Genomic DNA, 25279 nt, shown 5'->3' with positions numbered 1-25279 from the left:
TTCCCCCTCGTCACGTTCCGTGGCGCGACCGGTCGGGCCGGTGATCGCGGTCGTCGATGCTAGAGGGGATGATCCCTCTAGGTCTAGACCAATCGGGGTGAACTCGCGGGTGAGGCCACGCGGGTACGGCGGCCAGCGCGTCCACCACCGCGCCCGCCGCGAACCCGGATACCAGCAGGGCCAGTTCGACCTGCGGACCGATCCCCACCGCGAGCACCGCCAGCGCGCCCGCGCCCGCCGCCACGATCCCCGCCCGGCCCGGGCCGCCCGCCGACCGCTCCAGGGACACGCAGAACGCGAAGGTGCCCACCACCAGCGGCACCCAGCCCGTCACCGCGCCGGTCCCCGCGGGACCCCACTGCCACAGCACCACGAGTGCCCCCGCCGCCGCGCCCGCCGCGAGCAGCCCGGCCAGGACCGCCCGCGCCGCCGGGCCCCGCCCCGACCGCCGGGCAAGGACCCCGAACGCGGCCAGGGCCGCCGACGGGACCGCGTACGGCAGCAGCCCGTACACCCCGTCCACCAGATCCCGGTCCACCACACCCGAACCGCCCACCAGGGCGCCCGTGCCGGCGAGCGCCGACCGCAGCGCCGTCACCGTCCCCGCCCCGGCCGCCGTCATCGGCTCCGCCTCCGGCACGACGACCACCAGGGCGGAGCCCGAGCGGCGCCAGTCGGCGGGCGCCGCCGCGAGCAGCACACCCGGAACCCGCGCCGCCCGCACGGCCACCGCCGCCGCGTCGGCGCCCTCGGCCACCAGGACCTCCAGCGGGTTCAGCACCCCCGAGGGCACGCCGGCCGCCGTCAGCCGGTCCAGACCGTCCCGGGCCGGACCGCTCGCCACCAGGGCACGTGCCTCCGGGTTGCCGACCCGCAGCTGCGTGGCCGCGCCGGTGAGCAGGACGAGGAGGGCGAGACCGACGGCGGGGAGAGGCGCGGAGAGGACCCGGTTGCTCTGTACGGGCTTCGGCACCACCCGAGGTACGACCCGAGGCCCCAGCGCAGGCCCCAGCACCGGCCCCAGCGTGAGCGCCGCCGCCGTGCCCACCGCGCAGACCGCGAGGCCCGCCACCCCGACCGACCGCAGGAACGGCGCCGGGAAGAGCGCCAGGACCGCGCAGGCCGCCGCGCCCGCCGCGCCGCCCGTCACCGCCGCCCGGGCCGCGGCCGCGCCCGGCGGCCGCGCCCGGCGGTGCACCGCGACCACGAGCGCCGTCACCGGCACCAGGTACACCACGACGAAGCTGATCTCGGTGAACCCCGCCACCGCCTCCACCAGGACCAGCGCCCCCACCGAGGTCACGGCCGCGAGCAGCAGCGGCGCCAGGACCCCGAGCGGCGAGCGGAACACCAGGACCAGCACGAGCAGCAGCCCCACCGCGCAGACCGCCTTCGCCGCGAGGGCCACCGCGCCCGGCCCCGCGAGCGCGCTGTCGTGCTGGAGCGGCAGGACGCCCGTCACCTCGACCCGGGCCCCGGGCAGCGCCGACCGCAGCCCCGTGCGCAGCGTGACCGCCGCCTCCTCGACCGCCGTCAGACCCGCCAGGTCCGGCTTCCCGGCGGCCGGGTAGACCAGCGCGTACTCGGTCCGCCCGTCCGTGCCGAGGAACCCCTCGTCGCCCGTCGCCGCGTGCGAGACCGTCCGCGCGCCCGGCCCAGCCGCCCGCTCCAGAGCGTCCGCGAAGGCCTGCGCGTCCCGCGCCGCCGGCCAGGTCACGACCGCGACCAGCGGGGCGACCGCGGCCCCGTTCCCGTACCGCTCCTGGATCGCCCGGTTCGCCCGGTGGCCCGGCCCGTCGGACGCGGTGAAGGACTGGTCGAGCCGCCCGAGGCCGAGCACCGCCACCGCCCCGCCGAGCAGCAGCACGAGCAGCCACACCACCCCGACCGCCACCCGGTGCCGCAGCGCCGCGGTCCGTACGCGCTCAGTCCACATCGTCGAGCCGCTTCCTGAGCTCCTCGTCCAGCCGCAGCCCCACCGCACCCAGGGTCTCGTCCAGCTGCTCCGGCGAACTCGCCCCGATCACCGGCAGGACGGGCAGCTCACCGCCCGACGCCCAGGCCAGGACCACCTGGTTCGCGGTCACCCCGAGCTCCGCCGCCACCTCGGCGAGCACCTTCAGCCGCCGTTCCGAACCCGTGTGCCGGTACTGCTCCGGGATCTCCTTGCCCGGATCGGTGTACGCCCCCGTCAGCTGGGTCGTGTACGCCGTGAACGTCAGCTCCGGCCGCGTCCCCAGGTAGTCGAGCAGCTCCTCCGAGGCGTGCGGGTTCACCCCGAACTCCGCCCCGGGGCGCGGCCGGAGGTAGGTGTACCGCTGCTGCACGGCCGCGTAGTCCGGCAGGTCGGCGGCGGCCGCCGCGCCCCGGGACTCCTCGATCCGCCAGGCCGCGAAGTTCGAGCAGCCGGCCCGGCCGATCTTCCCGACGTCGGCGAGCTCGGCGAAGACGCCCATCGTCTCCGCGACCGGCGTCGCCCGGTCGTCGATGTGCGCGTAGTACAGGTCGATCCGGTCCGTGCCCAGGTTCCGCAGGCTCGCCTCCACCTGGCGGCGGATCACCGGCGCCGACAGGCCCTCCGCGCACTCCGGCCAGGCCGAGCCCGGCGGGTCCGGCAGCGCGCCGACCTTCGTGGCGATGACCATCTCGTCCCGGACGCCCCGGCTGCGCAGCCAGCGCCCGATGAGCAGCTCGCTCTCGGCGCCGGTCGCGCCCGGCTCCCAGAAGGCGTAGGTGTTCGCGGTGTCGATGAAGGTGCCGCCGGCCCCGTGGAAGCGGTCGAGGACGGCGAAGGCCGCGGCCTCGTCGATCCGGGTGCCGAACGGCAGGGTGCCCAGGCAGAGCGTGGACACACGGGGGCCGTCGGGGCCGCCCAGGTTCGTGTACTCCATGGTTCTTCTTCTCTCTCAGAGGGTGACGGTCAGTTCCTGGACGAGGTGGTCCGAGAGGCCCTCCGCGTCACGGAAGCGGTACGAGCCGACCCGGGCGCCGCCGCCGGTGAACGCCCAGTCGATCCGCCAGAACCGCAGCCGCGCACGGGCGTTCCAGCTGGCCGGCAGGACCGAACGGCAGGCGCCGATCGCGTCGCGCAGCGAGCGGGGCATCCGGCGTATGTCGCCGATGGCGGCGCTGGTGTTGAAGTCGCCGGTCACCAGGACCGGGTGCGGATTGCCCCGCAGGTCGGCGACGAGCGCCGCGTACTCCCGGTCGCGGGCCGCCGCCCGGCGCCGCATGTCCCGGAAGAACGCCGGACGCAGCGGGTTCATCACCGTGAGCTGCACCGGGATGTGCACGTTGTACGTCGACAGGACACGCTCCCCGACCCGCAGGTCCACCCGCAGCGAGCAGGCGCCGACCGGCACCGGCGGCCCGGCGGGCGGGAACCGGGACAGCGTCACGGAGTTGTTGCCGACGGCCAGGTGGTGGCCGGGGAACTCCGCCCGCAGCCGGGCCTCGTCGTCGATGTCCCAGACCTCGCCGCCCTCGAAGCCGTTCAGGTACTCCTGGAGGACGTACACGTCGGCGTCGAGCGAGCGCAGGAAGGCGTAGTAGCGGTCGGGGTCGCCGCCCTGGTTCCAGTGCTGGGTGTTCCAGGACACCAGCCGCAGCCCCTCCCCGTCGGCCGCACGGCGGAGTCCCCGCAGGTTGATCCCGTTCTGCGGCCACGCCACGAGGAGGCAGCCCCCGGCGAGCGCCGCCGCGAGCCCGCCGCCGGTGGCGAGCGCGGCGGCGAGCAGGGCGAGCGGCACGGCCGCGAGGGCCACCGGCGGAAGCAGCGAGACCGCGAGCCACGGCCACCAGCGGCCGTTGAGCACCAGGTGCAGGGCCAGGAAGACCGCCCAGGCGAGGGCGCAGTACAGGACCATCGCCGTCATCCGCTCCCCGGCAGCGACACCCACAGGTCCTGCACGGCGTGGTCGGACAGCTCCTCCGGAGCGCCGAACGCGTACCGCTCGGCCCGCGCCCCGTTCCCGGTGAACGCCCAGTCGGTCCGCCAGAAGGGCTTCCAGCCGCCCTCCTCCCAGCTCGTCGGGTACGGGTCGGTGCTCACCTCCGCCGCGTCGTCGAGGTGCTCCCGCAGCGGGTCCAGGTCCGACATCGCGGCCGTCGCGTTGAAGTCGCCGGCCACGACCACCGGGTTGCGGTTGGCCGCCAGGTCGGCTTCGAGGCCCTCGTACTGCGCCCGGCGGGGGGCGAACCGTTCCCGCATGTGGCGGTAGAAGGCGGCGGAGAGGAGACCGTCCGGCATGCTGTTCCACACCGGCATGTGCACGTTGTAGAAGGACACCGCGCGGCCCCTGACCAGGACGTCCGTCCGCAGCACCTTGTTCGCGCGGTACTCCGTCGGCCAGTCCGCGCCGGGCGGCACCTCCCGGGCCGGGCCCACGGCCGGCTGCCGCAGGATCGGGAAGCGGGAGAGCGTCACCAGCTCGCCCCGGACGGCGAGCCGGTAGCCGGGGAACTCCCGGCGCAGCCGTGCCAGGTCGTCGACCGGCAGCTTCTCCTTCCGGTCGGCGGTGACGTGCTGGTACTCGTGCAGCAGGTACACGTCGGCGTCCTTCGCCTTCAGGAAGGCGTAGAAGTGGTCCTGGGTGCCGAGGAGCTGGTTCCACGAGTTGGTGTTCCAGGCGAAGACCCGCACCGCGTCCGGTCCCGGCCGCGGCTCCGTCCGCCACAGCGCCGCCGGGTCGAGGCCCGACTGCCCGAAGCCCAGGAGGAGGGCGAGCGCGGCGGCGGCGAGGGTCCGCCACCTGGCCGCGCCCCGGGCGAGCGGGACGAGGGCCGCGAGGGCCAGGGGCACCAGGACGAAGGCGGCCGGCGGCACGATGCCGACGAACTGCCCGAGCCAGACGCGGCCGTCCGCCGCCCACTCGACGAGGAGCAGGACGAGCCAGGCGAGGGCGGCGCCCAGGACGAGCAGGTTCCGGCGGTTCCGTACGGGCACGTCCTGAGCCGGCGCGAGCGTGTCAGCCACGGTCGGCACCCGCGGTCGCCCGCGCGAGGTCGGGCCGCGGCTGCGGGTCGTACAGGTGCCGGAAGCGCTTCGAGCACAGCCACTGCACGCCCGCGACCCCGATCGCCGCGAACACCGTCAGGTTCACCAGGAAGTTGACCGCCACGAAGTACCCGAGGAACAGCCGCCCCCGGTGCCGCCGCACCTCGCGGTACATGTCCAGGTCGCCCCAGACGCCGAGCAGGAACAGGGCGAGCGGGAGCAGGGCCCACGCGGCCCCCCACAGCAGGGGCGCGGCGAGGGCGGCGACGGTCAGGGGCGCGGCCAGGCTGGCGCCCGCGCGCGGGCCGGTGACGAAGCCGCCCTGGAGGTGCCGCCGGCCGAGGATGAGGGGCACGGCGAGCCGGGCGCGGGCGAAGACCTTGTCGAGGACGATCCGCACGGTGTCGTCGTGGTCGTGCCGGCCGCGCACCTCCAGGGAGCTGAGCACCGTGTACCGCTCGGAGATCCGGCGCCCGTAGTCCTGGTCCTCGGTGTGCCGCAGGATCGGGTTGAACGGGCCGACCTCGTCGAAGACCCGCCGGGGCATGGCCAGGATCGCGGTGTGGACGGTGTCGATGACCCCCTCCGACTTCAGCAGCAGGTAGTACTGCTGGAGCGAGCGGTACTCCTCGATCAGGCTGTCCCGGATCAGCGGCTCCGGTTCGTAGGTGCCGCAGATCGCGCCGTACCCCTGCCCGGAGGCGAGGAGTTCGACGGACTTGGCGACCGCGTCGGGGTGCATGGCGACGTCGGAGTCGAGGAAGACCAGGATCTCGCCGGAGGAGAGCTCCGCGCCGAGGTTGCGGGCGACGGCGACCCCGCTGTTGACGCCGGTGGAGACCACGCGGGCGCCGGCCGCGGCGGCGATCGCCGCGGAGTCGTCGGTGGAGCAGTCGTCGACGACGACGATCTCGATGTGCGGGTACGTCTGGGCGAGGGCGGCCTCGACGCACAGGCCGATCGAGCGGCCGTAGTTGTAGTTGGGGACGATGACGGAGACCAGGGGGAGGGACATGATCGGGTGCTCCTAGAAGAGGACCTTGGCGAGGGAGAGGGCCCCCTGCCGCCACGGTTCGACACTGGTGACGCCCTCGCTCTTCCGCGCGGGGCGGGCGGTCCGCTGCTGCGCCTGCCACCAGGCGAAGGTGCGCAGGATCGCGTCCTGGTTGGAGTGCTTCGGCCGGAAGCCGAGGACGTCCCTCGCCTTGTCGGTGGAGACGAAGCTGTCGTCGAGGAGTTTGTGGAGCAGGCGTCCGTAGACGGGGGAGAGCCCGGAGCGCTGGAGCAGGCTGAGCGCGGCGAGCGCGGGCCTCGCGGGCAGCGAGCGGACCCGCTTGCCGTGCCCGGCCGCGTCCAGGACGGCCTGGAAGTCCTCGCGTATCGTGCCGAACTCGGTGGCGCCGAGGTTGAACGTGTCGTCGGCGCGCTCGGCGGGCGCCTCCATCGCGGTGACGACCGCGTCGACCAGGTCGGCCACGTCGAACATCTGGATGCGGACGTCGCCCCGGCCGAGGACGGGGAAGTTCCGTCCTTCGGCCGCCCACTCGAAGAGCATCGCGAAGAGCCCCATCCGGCCGGGCCCGAGGAAGGTCTTGGGCCGCAGGATCGGCACGCACGTCCCGCGGCCCCGGAAGCGCTCCGCGACCTCCTCGGCCTCCGCCTTCGCGGCGCTGTACGTGTCGACGGGCTCGCGCGGGTACTCCTCCGGGGTCGGCACCACCTTCGGCAGTCCGTACACGGCGGTCGAGGAGATGTGCACGACCCTGGGCACGGCGTTCGCCTCGGCGGCCGTCAGGACCGCCTCCGTGCCGCCGACGATCACCGAGCGGATGGTGTCCGCCGGGTAGCTGGGCAGGGCGGCGGCGCAGTGCACCACCACGTCGGCGTCCGCCGTGGCCCGCTTCATCGCCACGGGGTCCCGGACGTCCGTGACCGTGTGCGTGAGGTTCGCGTGCTCCGTGCGCGGGGCCCGCAGGTCCACGCAGTGCACCTGCCGGCCCTCGTCGAGCAGCCGCTCGATCAGGGTCGAACCGAGCATTCCGGCACCGCCGGTGACCACGATGCGCTCTACCACAGCGACGACACCTTCTCCTTGACGAAACGGGTGAGCAGACGGGGCAGACCCTGGGCCAGGGTCTTGTCGAGGCAGTCCAGGAAGAACTCGACCTCGTGCGGCTCGGCGACCAGCGAGGGGGCGACCATCAGCGGGTTGTCGCCGTTGAGGGTGTAGTACGTGTAGACGCCGTGGTCCCGGTACAGGGCGTTGACCACCGACGAGGTGACGAGCTTGGTGCGGAACCGCGGGTCCTTCGTCATCGAGCCCGGCACCAGCTTCGTCAGCAGCTCCAGGACCTTCGGGCCCTTGTGCAGGAAGACGCCGTGCAGCGCGCCGTGGCCGCGGACCTCGGCGACCACGTCCGGGTACTCCTTCGCGATCCGCTCCAGACCCGGGGCGAGGATCCGCTCGATGTCCCGGGCGCGGGCCGGATAGTCGTCCTCGACGGCCACGTTGACGGCCTCGATGGCGGTGACCGCCTCCTCGCCGAAGCCGTAGTAGGTGGTGGACGTCGACTGCAGCAGGGCGTCCGTGAGGTTGTCGTACGCCTTGCGGAAGACCGGCTCGCGGGCGACGAACGCGGAGATGGAGGACTTGCCGCCGCCGAAGGACTTCGAGGTGGTGAGGATGTCGGGGACCAGGCCCTCGTACCGCATGAAGTGGAAGAGGGTGCCCGTCTTGCCCCAGCCGGTGTAGATCTCGTCGAAGAGCAGCACGATGTCCTCGGCCGTGCACAGCTCCCGCAGTCCGCGCAGGAACTCCTCCGAGCACTCGTTCATCGTCGACGCGGACAGCGGCTCGATGAGGATCGCGTACACATCGGACTCGCCCTTGTCGGTACGGAGTTCGGCGACCAGCCTCCGTACGGACTCCAGGTCGCCGTACCGGAAGACCCCCACGCCGGGGATGCCGGGGAACTGGAACGTCGACGCGTTCTGGCCGGTCAGGCTGCCCGAGCCGAGCAGCTTGCCGTGGAAGGAGATGTCGGCCCGCAGCACCCGGGAGCGGCGGCCGCCGTGGTACTTGTACGCCAGCTTGACCGCTCCCTCGACCGCCTCCGCACCGGAGTTGGGGAAGAACGACATGTTCAGGTCGCCGGGCAGCAGCTCCGCCAGGTTGTGGCCGAGGGCCGCGATGTACGGCGAGAAGTAGGTCTTGTGGACCTCCATGCTCCTGCGCTCCTGGAAGCGCTGCCGGGCGGCGAGGATCCGGGGGTGGTTGTGACCGTGGTTGAGGACGCCGACCCCGCCGGTGAAGTCGAGGACGCGGCGGCCGTCGCGCTGGGTGATCCACACGCCCTCCGCGCTCTCGACGAGCTCCTGGCCGAAGCCGAAGGAGGTCATCAGGGAGACCTGGCTCTTGTTGACGTGGTCCTTGTACAGGCCGTGGACCTGCTTGGTCGTCAGCGACTCGCAGTCGTCGACGGTGTAGAGGGCGGTCATGTCCGTTCCTTCGGGTCGGTGGGGGGAGTCGTGCGGCGGGGGAGGGTCAGGAGGAGGGCGGCGCCCCCGACGAGGACCTCGCTGAGGGTGCAGACCACCCGGCTGGCGACCGCGGCGGCGGTCGCCTCCTGCCAGGGCAGGACGGCGGTCAGGGCCAGGAGCAGCAGGGCCTCGCGGGCGCCCCAGCCGTCCGGCAGCACCACGACGAGGCTGGCGGCGGCGGTGGCCAGGGCGAAGCCGCCCACGCAGACCGGCAGCGCGGTCAGCGGCGGGGCGCCGAGCATCACGGCGAGCGCCCACAGGTGGAGCCCGCCGACCGCCCAGGAACCGGTCGCGGAGGCCAGCGCCCGGCGCATGCCCCGGTCGCTCGCCCGGGCCTGGGGGGCGGGCCGGCGGGCCAGGCGGGCGGCGGTGGCGGCCAGGCGGTGGAGCAGTACGGGCCGGGCGGCGAAGGCGAGGGTGACCGCGCCCGGCAGCACCAGCCACCAGGCCTCGGCCCCGATCGTCCAGGGCGCGGCGACCGGGCCGACGGCGAGACCGGTGAGGACGGCCACGATCAGGTTGAGCAGGAAGACGGCGAGCACGACCGGCGCCGGCACCCCGGCCGCGCCGCCCATCCGCAGCTGGGAGAGGACGCCCCAGACGGCGCCCGGCACGTACTTGCCGAGGTAGGAGGTGAAGTAGATCCGGGTCGCGGTCCGGCCCGGCACCCGCGGCCCCAGGTCGGACAGGAGGGTCCGCCAGGTGGCCATGGACAGCAGGACGGCGCCGGCGTTGGCCGCGAGCGCCGCCAGGAGGTACGGGACGGAGCCGGGCCGCAGGACCAGGGCGGCGAGCTCGCCGGCCCGGTCGTACAGGGCGAAGGCGATGCCCGTGACGACCGCGACGGGGAAGAGGACGGGGAGGGCGCGGCGGAGGCGCCCGGCCTCGCTCCGGGGCGCGGCCGGCGCGGTCCGCACGGCGGTCGTCGCGGTCATGAGGCCAGCAGCCACGCGCCGGCGAGCAGCGCCGACCAGAGCAGGGCGTTGGAGACGGTCATCCGGTCGCTGAACAGGGCCCGCGAGGGATTCCCGCCGCCCGAGTCGACCACGATCAGCTGGAGGTAGCGGGCGAGGCCGAAGAGCGCGAAGGGGGCGGTGAGCACCGCGACCAGCGGGCCGTGCGCGCCGAAGACCGGGCCGCCCTGGACGTACAGCACGTAACTGACGGCCGTGAGGACGGCGGTGAAGGCGAGCAGCTGGTCGAGGAAGCCGAGGGTGTAGCCGCGCAGCGCGGGCCGGTGCAGCACCCCGCCGACCGCCATCTCGTGGCGCCGCTTGCCGAGGATCAGCAGCAGGCAGAGCGAGAAGACGCAGAGCGCGAGCCAGTCCGGCACCGGGCTCCCGGAGGCCAGGCACCCCTGGGCGAGGCGCAGCACGAATCCGAGGGCCACGATGAAGACGTCGAGCAGCGGGACGTGCTTGAGGCCCTTGCTGTACGCGGCGTTGAGCGCGACGTACGCGGCGACCGGCCACCAGTCCGCGAGCCCGGCCGTGCCGGTGAGCGCGGTCAGGCCGACGGTGACCGCGAGGAGGGCGGCCAGCGCGGCGGCGAAGGACACGGCGGTGGCGACGCCGATCCGCCCGGCGGCGATCGGCCGGTGCCGCTTCTCCGGGTGGCGCCGGTCGCGGTCCCGGTCGCCGATGTCGTTGACCAGGTAGATCAGCGCGGACGCGAGGGTGAAGACGGCGATCGCGGCCAGCGCGCCGCCGAGCGCGGCGCCGTCGAGGTGGGGGGCGCCGAGCAGGCCGAGGGGGACGACGACCAGGTTCTTCGTCCACTGCCCGGGGCGGACGAGGGCGGTGAGGTCGGCGAGACGACTGGGGGGACGGGAGGCCGGCGGACGGACCGCCGGCGCCTCACGTCCGGTCAGCGTGGGCGTGGCCATGGACGTACTCCTGTGGGGAGGGGCGTACGGAGGTGGTGGGGGAGGCGGTGACGTCCCGGCGGCGCACGCTCGGGCCGAAGTCCGGCTCGGTGAGCCAGCGGACGGCGCCGCGGGCCGCGCCGAGGACGATCGCCTGGTGGAGCAGGAAGTGGACCGCGGTGAAGTAGAGGAGGAAGCCCGGGCCCCGGGTCCGCAGCGCGAACCGGCTCAGAGCCGGATCCGCGCAGGCGAAGAGCAGCGCGCACAGCGCCGGGACGAGCAGCCCCCACGGGGACAGCAGACCGAGGAGCAGGGCGGGGAGGGTCAGCGCGGCGGCGAGGACGCCGAGCGGCCGGTTGGCGGTGAGCCCGCCCTCCCGCATCTGCCCGAGCGCCGCGATCAGCAGCTGCGAGCGCCGGTACTGCTCCGAGAGCATCGCCCCGAGCCGGTCCACGTCGTCGTGGCGGCCGCGGATCGCCTCGGTCATCAGGATCCGGTGGGAGCGGACGAGCCGGCCGCTGTACTCGACGTCCTCGGAGTCGCGGAGGTTCTCGTCGAAGGGACCGGTCTCCTCGAAGACCTCCTTGCGGATCGCGCCGAGGGCGAAGAAGGCGGTGCGGACCTCGCCGGCGGCGCGGCGGCGCCAGAAGTGGGCGTGGAGGGCGTGGTAGCGCTCGACTGGCCCGTCGTCGAAGAGCGGTTCGGGGTCGAGGACGCCGTGGACGCAGCCGAGGCCGGGGTCGTCCCGGAGCAGGTCGGCGGCGTGGGCGAGGGCCTCGGGGTGGAGGGCGGTGTCGGAGTCGAGGAAGAAGAGGACCTCGCCGCGGGCGGCGGCGGCCCCCATGTTCCGGGCGGCGGACACCCCGCGGTTGTGGGGGTTGGCGATGAGGACGACGCCGAACTCGCGGGCGACGTCCCGGGAGCGGTCCGTGCTGGCGTCGTCCACGACGATGACGTCGAGCGGGGCGTGGGTCTGGGCGAAGACCGAGGTGAGGCAGGCGCGCAGGGTCTTCTCGTAGTTGTAGTTGGGGATGATGACGGACACGCTGGGACGGGCCCTGGGCATGGGGGTTCCTTGGTGGGGTTCCGTGGGGCGGGGCTCTTCGGGCGGTGGGGGCGTCAGAGGAGCCGGAAGTCCGCGATGCGGTGGCGGGAGAGCTCGGGGGAGTGGCCGAGGAGGAGCCGGCAGAGCCGCAGCGCGTGGCCGACGGCCTCGATCTCGTCGGGGCCCCGGATGTACAGGGCGAGCCGGACGGTCCGGTCGAGGACCAGCGCCCGGGCGGACTCGAAGCGGTCCTGCGGCCGGGCGACGCGGTGCAGCGTCTCGACGAGCCGTGCGGCGGACGGGGCCGGTGGGGGGTCGGTGTCCGGTGCGGGGGCGTCGTCCGGTGCCCTCATCGAGACGCCGATGAGGTAGATGGGGATCAGCCCCAGGAGAAGCCGTCGTTGACGTCGCCGAGCTGCGGGGTCGCGGTGACCGCGGAGGCGGTGGCGGCGGCCGCCCCGGCGGGCGCCGGCTGGGCGGCCAGGACGAGGGTCAGTGCGGCCGCGGCGGGGACGGCGAGGGCGACGGCGACACGGAACCGAATGCGGGCGAAGGTGATGAAACGGGCGCTGCTGGGCATGGCGGGGCTGCCTTCCTGGACGGTGCGGAACGGGGATCGCGGGGTGGTTCCCCCGGGGCCGCTCCCGGGCTCTGCCGGGCGGCTTCGACATGTCCAAGACTGGCCTGCCGAGGGTGCCCTGTCACCGGAAAACGGCTGGCGCCAACCGCGTGGCCGTTAGGGGCCAGCGCGTGTCGCGGGCTTCCGCGCGCCGCTCACCAGGGGCTTTCCGGGAGGCGTCACGTTCCTGCCAGGCGGAAGGTGCCGGGTGCCCGTCACGTCTCCGTACGGCCTGCGTGCGGCCTCCTGGAACGGCGAACGGCCGCACCCCCCGCCGGGGTGCGGCCGTTCGTGTCGTACGGGAAGGGGCTCAGCCGTTGGGGCGCTTCAGGCGCGCCACGAACTTGTACCGGTCGCCCCGGTAGACGGACCGCACCCACTCCACCGGCTCGCCCTGGGCGTCCAGCGAGTGGCGGGAGAGCATCAGCATCGGCAGGCCCACGTCCGTGCCGAGCAGCCCGGCCTCGCGCGGGGTGGCGAGGGAGGTCTCGATGGTCTCCTCGGCCTCGGCGAGGTGCACGTCGTAGACCTCGGCGAGCGCCGTGTACAGCGAGGTGTACTTCACGAGCGAGCGGCGCAGCGCGGGGAAGCGCTTCGCCGACAGGTGGGTGGTCTCGATGGCCATCGGCTCGCCGCTCGCGAGACGCAGGCGCTCGATGCGGAGCACCCGGCCGCCGGCCGAGATGTCGAGCAGCCCGGCGAGGGTGTCGTCGGCCGTGACGTACCCGATGTCGAGGAGCTGCGAGGTGGGCTCCAGACCCTGGGCGCGCATGTCCTCCGTGTAGGAGGTGAGCTGCAGGGCCTGCGAGACCTTGGGCTTGGCGACGAACGTGCCCTTGCCCTGGATGCGCTCCAGGCGGCCCTCGACGACCAGCTCCTGGAGCGCCTGGCGCACGGTGGTGCGCGAGGTGTCGAACTCGGCGGCGAGCGTGCGCTCCGGCGGGACCGGCGTGCCGGGCGGCAGGGTCTCCGTCATGTCGAGCAAGTGTCGCTTGAGCCGGTAGTACTTGGGCACGCGCGCGGTGCGGGTGGGTGCCCCGCTCTCTGTCTCCGTACTGCCCGCGTCCGTGGCCATGGCCTGCCTTCCCGACTCCTGTGCTGCTGCCGTCACCGGCTCCTCCGTCTGTCGCGGCTCACATGGTGGCACGGACCGGTCACGGGTCGTCGCCCTCCCTCAGGTGTCGGTCCGATAACGGACGCGACTGCCCTTCTTATACACCCTTGACACCCCTAAAGGTCTAGGCCAAGCTCCGGGTACTGGTCTAAACCATTAAAGACCAGGTCCCAGCCCCACGAGCATTACCTGACGTATGTCTTCGCGCGGTGGGCAGGGGTTGCAGGCATCCCTGAGGAGGGTGGCGTGAAGCGCAAGCTCATCGCGGCGATCGGCGTCGCGGGCATGATGGTCTCCATCGCTGCGTGTGGTTCCGACAGCGGCAGTGACAAGGGCAAGGACGGCGGCAAGGCCGCCGGGGGCGACAAGACCCTGACCGTCTGGGTCATGGACGGTTCCGCGCCGGACGCCTGGATGGCCGAGGTGAACAAGGCCTTCGAGGCCAAGCACCCGGGCGTCAAGGTCAAGGTCGAGAAGCAGATCTGGAACGGCATCCAGGAGAAGGTCACCACCGCCCTCTCCGAGGACACCCCGCCGGACGTCCTGGAGCTCGGCAACACGCAGACCGCGGGCTACGCGGTCACCGGCGGCCTCGCCGACCTGTCCGGCGACAAGGCCACGCTCGGCTACGACGCCTGGAACAAGGGCATGGTCGCCTCCAACGAGCTGGACGGCAAGCTCTACTCCGCCCCGTGGTACGCCGCCAACCGCGTCGTCGTCTACGACAAGGCCGCCTTCAAGAAGGCCGGCGTCACCCCGCCGAAGACCCGCGCCGAGTGGATCGACGGTCTGAAGAAGCTCAAGGCGTCCGACCCGAAGTCGCAGGCCATCTACCTGCCGGGTCAGTCCTGGTACGTCCTCGCCGGCCTCATCTGGGACGAGGGCAGCGACCTGGCGGTCAAGGACGGCGACAAGTGGAAGGGCAACCTGTCCTCCCCCGAGGCCGTCAGCGCCATGAACTTCTACAAGGAGCTGGCGTCCTACTCGACCGCTCCGAAGGACAAGGACGAGGCGACCCCGCAGCAGTCCACCGACATCATCCCCAAGGGCGGCGTGGCGTCCTGGATCGGTCTCGGCTGGGAGGCCGGCGGCGCGATCGACGCCATGAAGAAGGCCGGCAAGACCGCCGACTTCGGCTACTTCCCGATCCCGGGCAAGACCGCCGACAAGCCGGGCTCCGTCTTCCTCGGCGGCTCGAACCTCGCCATCGCCGAGCGCTCCAAGAACAAGGACCTCGCGAAGGAGTGGCTGGCCCTCGCCGCCGGCAAGGAGTTCATGACGAAGTACGCGACCGCCACCGAGGGCGCGCTGCTTCCGAACACCGACTCCGCGCAGTTCAAGCCCGCCGCCGGCTCCTTCGCCGAGGCCATGGCGGCCTCGTCCGCCTCCGGCAAGGTCACCCCGGTCACCCCGGGCTGGGCGAACGTCGAGACCGCCCCGAACCCGATCAAGGACTACATGACCAAGGTCCTGAAGGGTGAGGACGCCAAGAAGGCCGGCGAGGCGGCCGACAAGGTCATCAACGAGCGCATCAACCAGCAGTAATCCGTAGCCCCGGTGGTGGGGGGGGGGGGGGGGCCCCCCCCCCCCCCCCCCCCGGGCCGCCCGGGGGGGGGGGGGCGCCCCCCCCCCCCCCCCCCCCCCCCCCCCGGGGGGGGGGGCCCCCCCCCCCCCCCCCCCCCCCCCCCCCCCCCCCCCCCCCCGCCCCCGGGGGGGGGGGGGGGGGGCCCCCCCCCCCCCACCACCGGCGCGTTGCAGCGATGCAGTGATCAGCGGCCCGCTCCCCCCGGGCCGTGCCCCGGTGGGCGCGGGAGCCCCAGAACCGCGAGGAATAAGACCATGACCGTGGACTCCCAGGGGACGGCGACCGCCGGTCCCCAGGACGCGCCCGGGAGGGCGGCAGGGAAGTCTCAGACTCCGCCATCCTCTTCGGGCCCGAAGGAAGTCCTTCAGCCTCCACGCGGCAGACGCTCCCTGCCCAGCGGGGTGCTGCCGTACCTGCTCGTCGCGCCTGCCCTGCTGTCCATGGCGGTGCTGCTGCTCTACCCGCTGATCCGCAATGTGATCCTCTCCTTCCAGCAGCTCAACCGGAAGGAGTTCATCACCCGCGAGACGGTCTGGACCGGCTTCGACAACTACACGGAGCTCCTCGGCGACGGGGACTTCTGGACCGTCGTCGTCCGAAGCGTCGTCTTCACCGCCGTCAACGTCGCGCTGATCATGGCGATCGGCACGGCCATCGGCCTGCTGCTCAACCGCCTCGGCAAGAAGATGCGACTGGTCCTCTCGCTGGCCCTGATGTTCGCCTGGGCCATGCCGATCGTCGCCTCCGTCACCGTCTTCCGCTGGCTCTTCGACGAGCAGTTCGGCGTCGTGAACTGGCTGATGCGCACGCTGGGCTTCTCCGGCTACGACCAGCACAACTGGTTCGAGACCGGCTTCTCCACCCTGGTCATCGTCCTGATCCTGCTCGTCTGGGGCTCCGTCCCCTTCGTCGCCCTCAACATGTACGCCGGCCTGACCACCATCGGCTCCGAGCTGTACGAGGCCGCGAAGATGGACGGCGCGAGCGGCTGGCGCACCTTCTGGGCCGTGGTCTTCCCGAACCTGAAGTCCTTCTTCATGATCACGACGTTCCTGGAGATCATCTGGATCTTCAAGGCGTTCGCCCAGGTCTACGCCATGAACCTCGGCGGTCCCGACCGCGGCTCCGAGACCCTCCCGGTCTTCGCCTACATCGAGGGCGTCGGCCAGTTCCACTACGGCGTCGCCGCCGCCATCTCCATCCTGACGATCGTGATGCTCATCGCGGTCATGTCCTTCTACTTCCGCCTGATCCTGAAGGAGGAGGAGGAGCTGTGAGCGCCGCCACCACCACCCCGACTCCGCAGAAGCTGCGCACCCGCAAGCCGCTCACGGTCGGTGCGGTCGCCAAGAACCTCGGCGCCCTCGTGCTCGCCGTCGTGTTCGTCTTCCCGGTCTACTGGATGTTCTCGTCCTCGCTGAAGCCGCAGCACGAGATCATGACCAAGGATCCGGTCTTCGTCTTCACCCCGACGTTCGAGAACTACAAGACCGCGACCGGCGTCGACCTCTTCTGGACGTACGTCACCAACAGCCTCACGGTCACCGTCGGCGCCGTCCTGCTCGCCCTGGTCGTCGCCCTGGCCGCGAGCTTCGCGATCGCCCGCCTCAGGTTCAAGGGGCGCAAGGGCATCGTCCTCGTCGTGATGATGGCGCAGATGGCCCCCTGGGAGGTCATGGTCATCGCGATGTACATGATCTCCCGCGAGAACGACCTGCTGAACAGCATCCCGATGCTGACGCTCATCTACTTCGTCATGGTCCTCCCCTTCACGATCTGGACCCTGCGCGGCTTCATCGCCGCCGTCCCGGTCGAGCTGGAGGAGGCCGCCCAGATCGACGGCTGCACCCGGGGCCAGGCCTTCCGCAAGGTGATCTTCCCGCTGCTCGCGCCCGGCCTGATGTCGACCTCGCTCTTCGGCTTCATCACCGCCTGGAACGAGTTCGCCATGATCCTCATGCTGAACAAGGAGAAGGAGTCGCAGACCCTGACGCTCTGGCTGACCCAGTTCCAGACCGCGTTCGGCAGCGACTGGGGCGCCACCATGGCCGCCTCCACGCTCTTCGCCCTTCCCGTGCTCATCGTCTTCCTGTTCCTCCAGCGCAAGGCCGTCGGCGGCATGACCGCCGGCGCGGTGAAGGGATAACGGCTCGCCATGACCACACTCGTACACGGCTCGGACACCCTGACCCGTGACGCGCTCACCGTCCTCCAGCCCGGCTTCGTCGGCACCACCGCGCCCGACTGGCTGCTCCGCCGCATCGGCGAGGGCCTGTCCTCGGTCGGCCTGTTCGGCCGGAACATCGTCAGCCCCGAGCAGCTCGCCGCGCTCACCGCGCAGCTGCGCGCCGAGCGGGACGACGTCCTCGTCGCCATCGACGAGGAGGGCGGGGACGTCACCCGCCTCGAGGTCAAGCAGGGCTCGTCGTTCCCCGGCAACTACGCCCTCGGCAGCGTCGACGACGTCGAGCTCACCCGGGCCGTGGCCCGCGAGCTCGGCCGCCGGCTCGTGCAGTGCGGCGTCGACCTGAACTGGGCGCCCTCGGCGGACGTCAACTCCAACGCCGAGAACCCCGTCATCGGCGTCCGCTCCTTCGGCCCCGACCCGGACCTCGTCGCCCGGCACACCGTGGCGTACGTCGACGGCCTCCAGGGCGTCGGGGTCGCGGCCTGCACGAAGCACTTCCCCGGACACGGCGACACCAACGTGGATTCCCACGACGCGCTGCCCCGGATCGATGTGGACCTCGCCACACTGCACGCCCGTGAGCTGGTACCTTTCCGCGCGGCCGTCGCCGCGGGTACCAAAGCGGTCATGAGCGCGCATATTCTTCTCTCCGCGCTCGACCCCCACCGTCCGGCCACCCTGAGCCCGCAGATCCTCACCGGTCTGCTGCGCCAGGAGCTGGGCTTCGAGGGGCTGATCGTCACCGACGGCATGGAGATGCAGGCCGTCGCGGCGACGTACGGCATCGAGCGCGGATCGGTCCTCGCGATCGCCGCGGGCGCCGACGCCATCTGCGTCGGCGGCGGGCTGTGCGACGAGGACACCGTGCTGCAACTGCGCGACGCGCTGGTGAACGCGGTACGGACCGGTGAACTGCCCGAGGAGCGGCTGGCCGACGCCGCGGCGCGCGTGCGCGCCCTGGCGGCCTGGACCCAGGCGCACCGGGCCAGGGGGGCTGGATCGGTGCCGGGCGCGGCAGTGCAGGAGGGGACCGCGCCCGGCACCGACATCGGACTCGTGGCCGCCCGCCGGGCCCTCAAGGTGACCCGCGGGGAGCACCCCCACACGCCGATGGCCGACGCCCCCTACGTGGCCTCCTTCACCCCGGTCGCGAACTTCGCGGTCGGCGACGAGACGCCCTGGGGCATCGCGGCCGAGCTGGAGCGCCTGCTCCCCGGCACCGAGACCGGCTCGTACGACGAGCCGTCCGTGGACGCCGTCCTCGCCGCCGCGGGGGAGCGCCGCATCGTCGCGGTCGTACGGGACGCCCACCGGCACCCGTGGATGATCCAGGCCCTCGACGGCCTCCTCGCGGCCCGCCCCGACACCGTCGTGGTCGAGATGGGCCTCAACGAGGCGGAGCCCCGCGGGGCCCTGCACATCGCCACGCACGGCGCGGCCCGGGTCTGCGGCCGCGCGGCGGCGGAGGCCGTGGTCGGCACCGGCGCCTGACGGGACGTACGGGAAAGGGGCCCGGTACCTGGAGACGGATTCCAGGTACCGGGCCCCTTCGCGTACGTACCGCTCAGATGCCCTGCCAGGAGGGCTTGTTCGCGAAGGTGTGGCGGAAGTAGTCCGCGAGCTTCAGCTTGGAGGCGGCCGCCTCGTCCACGACCACCGTGGCGTGCGGGTGCAGCTGGAGCGCGGAGGCCGGCACGAGCGCCGCCACCGGGCCCTCGACGGTCTGCGCCACGGCCTCCGCCTTGCCCTCGCCGGTGGCGAGCAGCACCAGGTGGCGGGCTTCCAGGATGGTGCCGATGCCCTGGGTGATGACGTGGTGCGGCACCTGCTCCATGTCGTCGTCGAAGAAGCGGGCGTTGTCCACGCGGGTCTGTTCGGTGAGCGTCTTGATGCGGGTGCGGGAGGCGAGCGAGGAGCACGGCTCGTTGAAGCCGATGTGCCCGTCGGTGCCGATGCCGAGGATCTGCAGGTCCACGCCACCGGCCTCGGCCAGTGCCCTGTCGTAGGCCTCGCAGGCCGCCAGGACGTCCTCGGCGGAGCCGTCGGGGCCCATGAAGGCCTCGGGGGAGAGCCCGAGGGGCTCGACGACCTGGCGGAGCACGGTGGAGCGGTACGACTCCGGGTGCCCCGCGGGCAGGCCGACGTACTCGTCGAGCTGGGCGATCCGCGCCCGGGAGGCGTCCACGGCGCCGGCGGAGACCTGGGCGACAAGGGCGTCGTAGATCGGGATCGGGGTCGAGCCCGTGGCCACGCCGAGCAGCGCGTCGGGCTTGCGGCGCAGGAGGTCGGCGATGCCGTCCGCGATGAGCTCGCCGCCGGCCTTGGCGTCCTTGACGATGACAACTTCCACGCTGTGCCTGCCGATCTGGTGAGGGGCTGCTGAAAGGACCGTGTGGTATAGACCAATCTAAGTCCAAATCTAGCAGAGGGGAGGCCTTCCCCTCATGCCGTTCCGCCCCGCGGACGGCATCGCCTCCATCGTCAGCCGCCCCCGCCCCACCAGCCACTCGAACCCCGCCGGAGCCCCGGCGCCGGGGTCGGCTCGGGCCCCACGTCAGGCCGGCACGGGTCCCCGCGTCGCCCCGCCCCGGCGCCCCCGCCCGGCCGCTCCGAGCCCCCGCGCCCGGACGCCTCGGGTGACTCGCGTCTGGCCGGTCTGGCCCCCCGCGTCACGCCGCCCCGGCCCCTGCGTCCATGCCGCCCCGAGCGCCGCGGCTCAGGCCGGCCTGGACCCCCGTGCCGGACCGGCCCCGGGTGTCCCCCGTCAGGCCAGTGAGCCTCCCGTCGCGTCGATCCAGTCGCCCGTCACCCAGCGGGCGTCGTCGGAGGCCAGGAAGGCCACCACGTCCGCTATCTCCGGCGGCGTCCCGACCGCGCCCAGCGCCGACATCGCCGCCGCCCCGGCCCACGCCTCCTCGTTCCCCCGCAGCCAGCCCGCGTTGATGTCCGTGTCCACGATCCCCGGCGCCACCGCGTTGACCGTGATCCCGCGCGGGCCGAGCACCTTCGACAGGTAGCGCGTGAAGACGTCCAGCGCGCCCTTCGACATCGCGTACGCCATCAGGTCCGGCATGGCCGCCGCCCTGCTCAGGCCCGTCGAGACGTTGATGATCCGGCCGCCGTTCCGCAGCCGCTCCGCCCCCAACTGCGCCAGGAAGAACGGCGCCTTCGTGTTGACCGCGAAGATCCGGTCGTACTCCTCGTCACCGATCGTCGCGAACGGCTGCGACGCCCCGATCCCCGCGTTGTTCACCAGGATGTCCAGGCCGTCCGCGTGCGCGTCGAAGGCCCGCCACAGCGCCGCCGCGTCCCCCGGCACCCCCAGCTCCTGACCCACCGCGAAGGCCGAGCCGCCGGCCGCCTCGATCGCGGCGACCGTGTCCTTCGCCGCCGCCTCGTTCGTCCCGTAGTGCACCGCGACCCGCGCGCCCTCGCGGCCGAGCCGCTCGGCTATCCCCCGTCCGATGCCCCGGCTCCCGCCTGTGACCAGTGCCGTCTTCCCGGCCAGCCTTCCGTCGAGCACGCCCATGGCGGCGCCCCCCTCTTTCTGTAGCGGTCGTTACGTAAAGACCGTACCCCATGATTCGTAACGAGCGCTATAGAATTCACTCCATGGTGACGAGACAGCGCGGCCGCCCCCGCTCCTTCGACCGGCTCACGGCCCTGGAGCAGGCGACGATGGCCTTCTGGGAGCACGGCTACGAGACGACCTCGGTCTCCGACCTCACGCGCGTCATGGGCATCAGCGCACCCAGCCTCTACGCGGCCTTCGGTGACAAGAAGACGCTGTTCGAGGAGGTCGTCGAGGCCTACGCGCTCGGTTACGGGGCCTACGGCAGCCGCGCCTTCGCCGAGGAGCCGACCGCCCGCGCCGCCGTGGGGCGCATGCTGCGCGAGGCCGCCGTGGTCTTCACCGAGCCCGGCCATCCGCACGGCTGCCTGATGATCTCGGCCGCCGTGAACTGCTCGACCCCGGAGGTCGAGGAGGCCCTGCGTGCCCGGCGCAACGACAATCTGGCCGCGTTCGAGAACCGCATCCGCCAGGACGTGGAGGCGGGCGAGCTTCCGCCGGACGCCGACCCGCACGCGTTGGCCCGGCTGGCCGGCGCCGTCCTCCAGGGCATGTCCCTGCAGGCCCGCGACGGGGCGACGGCGGAGGAGCTGACGGCGGTGGCGGACGCGGCGATGCGGGCCTGGCCCGCGGCCCGAGGCGGGGAAGTCGAGCCGAAAAGGCCCTGAAGCACCCGCGGGCCGCGGCGCCTGGCGGGACCCTCAGCCCGCCCGGCACCGCAGCCCGGAGTAGCCCGGCCGGGGGTGTGCGGTCCCTCGGCCGTGTGGGAGGTCTCGGCGCAGTCAGGGCAGAGAGCGCCGGGTACCTCGTTCCATCCTCCTGTGCGGGGAGGATGGAGGCTCGGTGTTTTTCATTGTGGACTAGACCATTCTTGTCTGTCCATCCACGGGAACGCGGTGTTTCCCGGCCCATCCTCCAACACGCAGCCCCGGAGATCCAGGTTCACGGCCCCTGTAATTCCGCAGGTACGCTCGCATCGTGCCCTCCATGAACGACCTCGTCCGCCAGCACACCGCCCTGAGCGACTCCGACCTCGAGTGGCTCCATCTGCTGGTGTCGGAGTGGCAGCTGCTCTCCGACCTCTCCTTCGCCGACCTCGTGCTCTGGGTCCCGACCCTCGACGGCACGCGGTACGTCTCCGTGGCCCAGATGCGGCCCAACACCGGCCCCACCTCCTACCAGGACGACATGGTCGGCCACCTGGTCCCGCGCGGCCGCCGTCCGCTGCTCGACGCCGCCCTCGACGAGGGCCGGATCGTCCGCGAGGGCGACCCGGAGTGGCGCGAGGAGGTCCCGGTCCGGGTCGAGTCCATCCCCGTGCGCCGGGAGGGCCGGGTCCTCGGCGTCATCGCCCGCAACACCAACCTGCTGACCGTCCGCACCCCCTCCCGACTGGAGCTCACCTACCTCCAGTCGGCCTCCGACCTCGCGCAGATGATCGCTGCCGGAACGTTCCCCTTCCCCGGCGAGCAGGTCGACATGGACTCCTCGCCGCGCGCCGGCGACGGTCTCGTCCGCCTCGACGCCGAGGGCGTCGTCCAGTACGCCTCGCCGAACGCGCTCTCCGCGTACCACCGGCTCGGTCTCGCCGCCGACCTGGTCGGCCAGGACCTCGGCCAGATCACCGCCGAACTCGCCCCCTCCCGGGGCCCGGTGGACGAGGCCCTGGTCAAGCTGGCCTCCGGCTACGCGCCCCGCGAGTTCGAGGTCGAGGGCAACGGCGGGGTGATCCAGCTGCGGGCGATCCCGCTCAAGCCCAAGGGCACCCGCATCGGTTCGCTCGTCCTGCTCCGGGACGTCACCGAACTGCGTCGCCGCGAGCGCGAGTTGATCACCAAGGACGCCACCATCCGGGAGATCCACCACCGGGTGAAGAACAACCTCCAGACGGTTGCCGCCCTGCTCCGCCTCCAGGCCCGCCGGATGGACTCCGACCGGGGTCGCGAGGCCCTCAACGAGGCCGTGCGGCGCGTCGGTTCGATCGCGATCGTCCATGAGACGCTGTCCCAGAACCTGGACGAGCGCGTCCAGTTCGACGAGATCGCCGACCGGGTCATCGCGATGGTCGCCGAGATCTCCCCGGGCAAGGTCACCTGCCGGCGCAACGGCCGCTTCGGCATCCTCGACGCAGAGGTCGCCACCCCGCTCTCCATGGTGCTCACCGAGATCCTGCAGAACGCGCTCGAACACGCCTTCGTGCAGGGGGAGCAGGGAACGGTCGAGGTCAGCGCCGTCCGCGGCGAGAGCCGGACGGACGCCCGGCTCCTGATCACGGTCCAGGACGACGGCCGCGGTCTGCCCGAGGGCTTCGACCCGCAGCGGGCCGGCAACCTCGGCCTGCAGATCGTGCGGACGCTCGTCGAGGGCGAGCTCGGTGGCAGCTTCGACATGCAGCCGGGTGCCGAGCGCGGCACGAAGGTGGTCCTCGACATCCCCGTACAGCCCCAGAAATAAAGCGAGTTCAGCGAGCTCGGCGAGTCGGCGAGTTCACAGCAGCGAGCCCCGGACCGAAGAGAATCGGTCCGGGGCTCGAATGCTGTGGGTTACTGCTGCGTGCTGCGGCTCGAAGGCGGTGATTGCGTACGCGGTGTACGCGCCGCTGCCTCAGGCTGTGCAGGTGGCTCAGGCGCTGGCGTTACGCGCCCGGTTGCGAGCGGCACGGCGCTTCATCGCGCGGCGCTCGTCCTCGCTGAGGCCACCCCAGACGCCGGAGTCCTGGCCGGACTCGAGCGCCCACTGCAGGCACTGCTCCATGACGGGGCAGCGGCGGCAGACGGCCTTGGCTTCCTCGATCTGCAGCAGCGCAGGACCGGTGTTGCCGATGGGGAAGAACAGCTCGGGGTCTTCCTCACGACAAACGGCGTTGTGACGCCAGTCCATGGCTGCTACCTCTCTCAGTGTTTCGTGCGAGTTGCTTGTGAATGTGAACGCTTTCACGAATCCCCCCGCAAGGGAAGGGCCGACTGCCAGGAGAACTGGTGTGGTCCTTGTGCTGAGGAGGGGTTCTGGCTCTCAGTGGAGGCCGGTCTTGCGGGCCGTCCCGATCGCCAAGAAGAGACTCCCAAACCCCAGCAACGGATACAACCCCTTCCGGAAAGTTTTTTTTGATTCCTCGGTGTCGGCTAGGTCACAGCCGTACTTCTTAGGGGTGGATGCGCGCCTAAACGTTCGAGTGAAAGGACTTTGGGCCCTTCCACTCACACAATCACACGCAGTGCACGGCGTACGCCTGTGAACGTCACGCTCGTACGCAGTCCGAGGTGGTCTCCGTCCATCTGCAGGGGGAGGGGCACCTTCGAATGCAAGGTGAAGTCGGTCAGGTCGTGCAGAGAGACGGCATGCTTGCCGCGCGGACCCCGTTCCGGGGTCGAGGTGAGCAGCTGGGTGGCGTACCGGGCCACCGCCGGAGTGGAGAGCCGGCGCAGCCCGAGCACGTCGAGCGCGGTCTCGAAGGACGCCTCCGGGGACGCGTACACCGGACGATTGCCCAGGTAGGTCCAGGGGGAGGTGTTGCAGATTATGGAGAGGACGAGGTTCTCGACCGGCTCCGCGCCCGGGCGTTCCAGGGTGATCGTGCCGTGCCGGCGGTTCGGCTCCTCCAGGAACTGGCGCACCACCTGGCGCAGATAGAGGGCGTGCGTCGATCTCTTGCCGCGCTCGCGCTGCTGTTCGACCCGGCCGATGACGCTCGCGTCGAAACCGAGACCGGCACAGAACGTGAACCAGCGTTCGGGCACCGACTCGTCCTCGGTGCCGGGCGTCCCGGACGCGAGCCCGAGGCTCACCGTGCGTGTCCGCCGCTCACGCAGCGCGTCGAGCAGGGCGCCGGTCGCCTCCACGGCGTCGTTCGGCAGTCCGAGGGCGCGGGCGAAGACGTTGGTCGAGCCGCCGGGGACGACCGCGAGGCTCGGCAGCCGGTCCGGATCGGGGCCGTCGTGCAGCAGTCCGTTGACGACCTCGTTCACCGTGCCGTCCCCGCCGAGGGCCACGACCAGGTCGATGTTCCCGGCCTCGGCGGCCCGTCGGCCCAGGTCGCGCGCGTGCCCGCGGTACTCGGTGGTGACGGCCTCCAGCTTCATCTCGCTGGCCAGCGCGTGGATGAGCACGTCACGGGTGCGGGCACTGGTGGTGGTGGCTGCCGGGTTGACCACGAGAAGTGCGCGCATGACCGTCAGCGTACCTACCCGGCGGTACCGGGCGCAGTCCAGGCCCGACGGGTGGACACGCCCCGCCCCGACCCGGGACCGCACCGCCCCGACCGGCGAGCGCGCACCGGGCCGGGGCCCTGCCCCCTACCCGGTGCCCCCGGGACACCACGCCCCCCGGTTACCCTGCCCTCTATGAGCAGTGCGGAGCAGACCCCCCGGCCCACCCGTCTCGCCGCCGCGGCGGCCGTCGCCGGGGTCGAGGCCCTCGGGCTTGTCGCCGGTGGTGTGTACATGGCGGTGAACGCCCTGACCGGGACGGCCGGCGACCTCACCGGCGCCGTCATGGGCGCGGTCACGCTCGTCGCCCTCGGTCTGATCCCGCTCGTGGCCGCGCGCGGCCTGTGGCTGCGCCGCTCCTGGAGCCGCGGCCCGGCCGTCATCACCCAGATCCTGGCCCTGCCCGTCGCCTGGCAGATGCTCCAGGCGAACAGCGCGATGATCCCGGCCGGCATCGTCCTGGGCGTCCTCGCGGTGACCGGGCTCGTCCTCCTCGTGAACCCGGCCACGACCGAGGCGCTCGGCATCCGGCGCCCCGGTCAGGAGGCCTGA

The 25279-nt window shown here is 72.4% G+C and carries 24 protein-coding genes; 7 read left to right on the top strand and 17 right to left on the bottom strand.

The features are described 5' to 3' along the window. Nucleotides 1-10 precede the first annotated feature (10 nt). The 13 genes from ACFYX3_RS00810 to ACFYX3_RS00750 all read right to left on the bottom strand — a co-directional run bounded on the left by ACFYX3_RS00810 (nt 11) and on the right by ACFYX3_RS00750 (nt 13139). The gene (locus tag ACFYX3_RS00810) at nt 11-1936 is read right to left on the bottom strand and encodes an MMPL family transporter (RefSeq protein WP_389006821.1); all 1926 of its coding nucleotides are present in this window, start codon (nt 1934-1936) and stop codon (nt 11-13) included. Further along, entirely contained in the window at nt 1926-2891 is a 966-nt protein-coding gene (locus ACFYX3_RS00805; RefSeq protein ID WP_389006818.1) for an aldo/keto reductase, read from the bottom strand. The genes ACFYX3_RS00810 and ACFYX3_RS00805 overlap by 11 nt, the downstream gene beginning before the upstream one ends. Nucleotides 2892-2906: 15 nt before the next feature. After that, nucleotides 2907-3875 (bottom strand): endonuclease/exonuclease/phosphatase family protein, encoded by a 969-nt coding sequence (locus ACFYX3_RS00800; protein ID WP_389006814.1) that lies wholly within the window; start codon nt 3873-3875, stop codon nt 2907-2909. Beyond that, nucleotides 3872-4975 (bottom strand): endonuclease/exonuclease/phosphatase family protein, encoded by a 1104-nt coding sequence (locus ACFYX3_RS00795; protein WP_389006811.1) that lies wholly within the window; start codon nt 4973-4975, stop codon nt 3872-3874. Before ACFYX3_RS00795 ends, ACFYX3_RS00800 begins: the two co-directional genes overlap by 4 nt. Next, nucleotides 4968-6011, bottom strand: a complete 1044-nt coding sequence (locus tag ACFYX3_RS00790) for a glycosyltransferase family 2 protein (RefSeq protein ID WP_389006808.1) — start codon at nt 6009-6011, stop codon at nt 4968-4970. Before ACFYX3_RS00790 ends, ACFYX3_RS00795 begins: the two co-directional genes overlap by 8 nt. Before the next feature lie 12 nt (nt 6012-6023). Continuing rightward, the gene (locus tag ACFYX3_RS00785; protein WP_389006805.1) at nt 6024-7070 is read right to left on the bottom strand and encodes an NAD-dependent epimerase/dehydratase family protein; all 1047 of its coding nucleotides are present in this window, start codon (nt 7068-7070) and stop codon (nt 6024-6026) included. Next, entirely contained in the window at nt 7064-8494 is a 1431-nt protein-coding gene (locus ACFYX3_RS00780) for an aspartate aminotransferase family protein (protein ID WP_389006802.1), read from the bottom strand. Before ACFYX3_RS00780 ends, ACFYX3_RS00785 begins: the two co-directional genes overlap by 7 nt. Continuing rightward, complete coding sequence (locus ACFYX3_RS00775; RefSeq protein WP_389006799.1) at nt 8491-9471, bottom strand: lysylphosphatidylglycerol synthase domain-containing protein; 981 nt, start codon at nt 9469-9471, stop codon at nt 8491-8493. The genes ACFYX3_RS00780 and ACFYX3_RS00775 overlap by 4 nt, the downstream gene beginning before the upstream one ends. Beyond that, nucleotides 9468-10421 carry a UbiA prenyltransferase family protein gene (locus tag ACFYX3_RS00770; protein WP_389006796.1) on the bottom strand — a complete coding sequence of 318 codons (954 nt, stop codon included), beginning with the start codon at nt 10419-10421 and terminating at the stop codon, nt 9468-9470. The genes ACFYX3_RS00775 and ACFYX3_RS00770 overlap by 4 nt, the downstream gene beginning before the upstream one ends. Further along, complete coding sequence (locus tag ACFYX3_RS00765) at nt 10393-11466, bottom strand: glycosyltransferase family 2 protein (protein WP_389006793.1); 1074 nt, start codon at nt 11464-11466, stop codon at nt 10393-10395. The genes ACFYX3_RS00770 and ACFYX3_RS00765 overlap by 29 nt, the downstream gene beginning before the upstream one ends. Before the next feature lie 53 nt (nt 11467-11519). Beyond that, nucleotides 11520-11798 (bottom strand): hypothetical protein, encoded by a 279-nt coding sequence (locus ACFYX3_RS00760; RefSeq protein ID WP_382660889.1) that lies wholly within the window; start codon nt 11796-11798, stop codon nt 11520-11522. Nucleotides 11799-11824: 26 nt separating this feature from the next. After that, nucleotides 11825-12025: a hypothetical protein gene (locus tag ACFYX3_RS00755; protein ID WP_389006790.1), complete on the bottom strand. Its 201-nt coding sequence runs from the start codon at nt 12023-12025 to the stop codon at nt 11825-11827. A gap of 349 nt (nt 12026-12374) precedes the next feature. After that, entirely contained in the window at nt 12375-13139 is a 765-nt protein-coding gene (locus tag ACFYX3_RS00750; protein ID WP_116158917.1) for a GntR family transcriptional regulator, read from the bottom strand. Between the two features lie 285 nt (nt 13140-13424). Between ACFYX3_RS00750 and ACFYX3_RS00745 the strand changes: the two genes are divergently transcribed. The 4 genes from ACFYX3_RS00745 (at nt 13425) to ACFYX3_RS00730 (ending at nt 18442) form a co-directional block, all read left to right on the top strand. Continuing rightward, entirely contained in the window at nt 13425-14723 is a 1299-nt protein-coding gene (locus ACFYX3_RS00745) for an extracellular solute-binding protein (RefSeq protein ID WP_116158916.1), read from the top strand. Nucleotides 14724-15017: 294 nt separating this feature from the next. After that, nucleotides 15018-16040, top strand: a complete 1023-nt coding sequence (locus ACFYX3_RS00740; protein ID WP_376594516.1) for a carbohydrate ABC transporter permease — start codon at nt 15018-15020, stop codon at nt 16038-16040. 32 nt (nt 16041-16072) lie between these two features. Next, a complete protein-coding gene (locus ACFYX3_RS00735) occupies nt 16073-16909 on the top strand; it encodes a carbohydrate ABC transporter permease (protein WP_389008039.1) in 837 nt (278 codons plus the stop codon). Nucleotides 16910-16918: 9 nt separating this feature from the next. Further along, a complete protein-coding gene (locus tag ACFYX3_RS00730) occupies nt 16919-18442 on the top strand; it encodes a glycoside hydrolase family 3 protein (protein ID WP_389006785.1) in 1524 nt (507 codons plus the stop codon). 73 nt (nt 18443-18515) lie between these two features. Here the strand turns inward: ACFYX3_RS00730 and nagB are convergent, their stop codons facing one another. Both nagB and ACFYX3_RS00720 read right to left on the bottom strand, forming a co-directional pair. Further along, nucleotides 18516-19301 (bottom strand): glucosamine-6-phosphate deaminase, encoded by a 786-nt coding sequence (gene nagB, locus ACFYX3_RS00725; protein WP_376594518.1) that lies wholly within the window; start codon nt 19299-19301, stop codon nt 18516-18518. A 414-nt stretch (nt 19302-19715) separates the two neighbouring features. Next, nucleotides 19716-20480: an SDR family oxidoreductase gene (locus ACFYX3_RS00720; RefSeq protein WP_389006781.1), complete on the bottom strand. Its 765-nt coding sequence runs from the start codon at nt 20478-20480 to the stop codon at nt 19716-19718. Between the two features lie 83 nt (nt 20481-20563). Between ACFYX3_RS00720 and ACFYX3_RS00715 the strand changes: the two genes are divergently transcribed. Beyond that, a complete protein-coding gene (locus ACFYX3_RS00715; RefSeq protein ID WP_389006778.1) occupies nt 20564-21190 on the top strand; it encodes a TetR/AcrR family transcriptional regulator in 627 nt (208 codons plus the stop codon). A 319-nt stretch (nt 21191-21509) separates the two neighbouring features. Then, nucleotides 21510-22976, top strand: coding sequence for a histidine kinase N-terminal domain-containing protein (locus ACFYX3_RS00710; RefSeq protein WP_352028192.1), 1467 nt, complete (start codon nt 21510-21512; stop codon nt 22974-22976). Between the two features lie 168 nt (nt 22977-23144). Here the strand turns inward: ACFYX3_RS00710 and ACFYX3_RS00705 are convergent, their stop codons facing one another. After that, nucleotides 23145-23402, bottom strand: coding sequence for a WhiB family transcriptional regulator (locus ACFYX3_RS00705; protein WP_003953983.1), 258 nt, complete (start codon nt 23400-23402; stop codon nt 23145-23147). Nucleotides 23403-23719: 317 nt separating this feature from the next. Continuing rightward, nucleotides 23720-24688 carry a diacylglycerol/lipid kinase family protein gene (locus ACFYX3_RS00700; RefSeq protein WP_382660893.1) on the bottom strand — a complete coding sequence of 323 codons (969 nt, stop codon included), beginning with the start codon at nt 24686-24688 and terminating at the stop codon, nt 23720-23722. Nucleotides 24689-24862: 174 nt separating this feature from the next. Here ACFYX3_RS00700 and ACFYX3_RS00695 point away from each other — a divergent pair, with 174 nt between their 5' ends. Then, complete coding sequence (locus ACFYX3_RS00695) at nt 24863-25279, top strand: hypothetical protein (protein ID WP_359513613.1); 417 nt, start codon at nt 24863-24865, stop codon at nt 25277-25279.

It is taken from the genome of Streptomyces sp. NPDC002463 (assembly GCF_042889835.1).
In the GTDB taxonomy this organism is placed as follows: domain Bacteria; phylum Actinomycetota; class Actinomycetes; order Streptomycetales; family Streptomycetaceae; genus Streptomyces; species Streptomyces nymphaeiformis.
This window is presented reverse-complemented; position numbering and strand designations above follow the sequence as displayed.

Coding starts and splice junctions, on each gene's coding strand:
- ACFYX3_RS00755 (WP_389006790.1), bottom strand. CDS start 12,025: ATGCCCAGCAGCGCCCGTTTCATCACCTTCGCCCGCATTCGGTTCCGT.
- ACFYX3_RS00715 (WP_389006778.1), top strand. CDS start 20,564: ATGGTGACGAGACAGCGCGGCCGCCCCCGCTCCTTCGACCGGCTCACG.
- ACFYX3_RS00790 (WP_389006808.1), bottom strand. CDS start 6,011: ATGTCCCTCCCCCTGGTCTCCGTCATCGTCCCCAACTACAACTACGGC.
- ACFYX3_RS00775 (WP_389006799.1), bottom strand. CDS start 9,471: ATGACCGCGACGACCGCCGTGCGGACCGCGCCGGCCGCGCCCCGGAGC.
- ACFYX3_RS00740 (WP_376594516.1), top strand. CDS start 15,018: ATGACCGTGGACTCCCAGGGGACGGCGACCGCCGGTCCCCAGGACGCG.
- ACFYX3_RS00805 (WP_389006818.1), bottom strand. CDS start 2,891: ATGGAGTACACGAACCTGGGCGGCCCCGACGGCCCCCGTGTGTCCACG.
- ACFYX3_RS00700 (WP_382660893.1), bottom strand. CDS start 24,688: ATGCGCGCACTTCTCGTGGTCAACCCGGCAGCCACCACCACCAGTGCC.
- ACFYX3_RS00770 (WP_389006796.1), bottom strand. CDS start 10,421: ATGGCCACGCCCACGCTGACCGGACGTGAGGCGCCGGCGGTCCGTCCG.
- ACFYX3_RS00800 (WP_389006814.1), bottom strand. CDS start 3,875: ATGACGGCGATGGTCCTGTACTGCGCCCTCGCCTGGGCGGTCTTCCTG.
- ACFYX3_RS00710 (WP_352028192.1), top strand. CDS start 21,510: ATGAACGACCTCGTCCGCCAGCACACCGCCCTGAGCGACTCCGACCTC.
- ACFYX3_RS00765 (WP_389006793.1), bottom strand. CDS start 11,466: ATGCCCAGGGCCCGTCCCAGCGTGTCCGTCATCATCCCCAACTACAAC.
- ACFYX3_RS00705 (WP_003953983.1), bottom strand. CDS start 23,402: ATGGACTGGCGTCACAACGCCGTTTGTCGTGAGGAAGACCCCGAGCTG.
- ACFYX3_RS00760 (WP_382660889.1), bottom strand. CDS start 11,798: ATGAGGGCACCGGACGACGCCCCCGCACCGGACACCGACCCCCCACCG.
- ACFYX3_RS00730 (WP_389006785.1), top strand. CDS start 16,919: ATGACCACACTCGTACACGGCTCGGACACCCTGACCCGTGACGCGCTC.
- ACFYX3_RS00695 (WP_359513613.1), top strand. CDS start 24,863: ATGAGCAGTGCGGAGCAGACCCCCCGGCCCACCCGTCTCGCCGCCGCG.
- ACFYX3_RS00810 (WP_389006821.1), bottom strand. CDS start 1,936: ATGTGGACTGAGCGCGTACGGACCGCGGCGCTGCGGCACCGGGTGGCG.
- ACFYX3_RS00720 (WP_389006781.1), bottom strand. CDS start 20,480: ATGGGCGTGCTCGACGGAAGGCTGGCCGGGAAGACGGCACTGGTCACA.
- ACFYX3_RS00750 (WP_116158917.1), bottom strand. CDS start 13,139: ATGGCCACGGACGCGGGCAGTACGGAGACAGAGAGCGGGGCACCCACC.
- ACFYX3_RS00780 (WP_389006802.1), bottom strand. CDS start 8,494: ATGACCGCCCTCTACACCGTCGACGACTGCGAGTCGCTGACGACCAAG.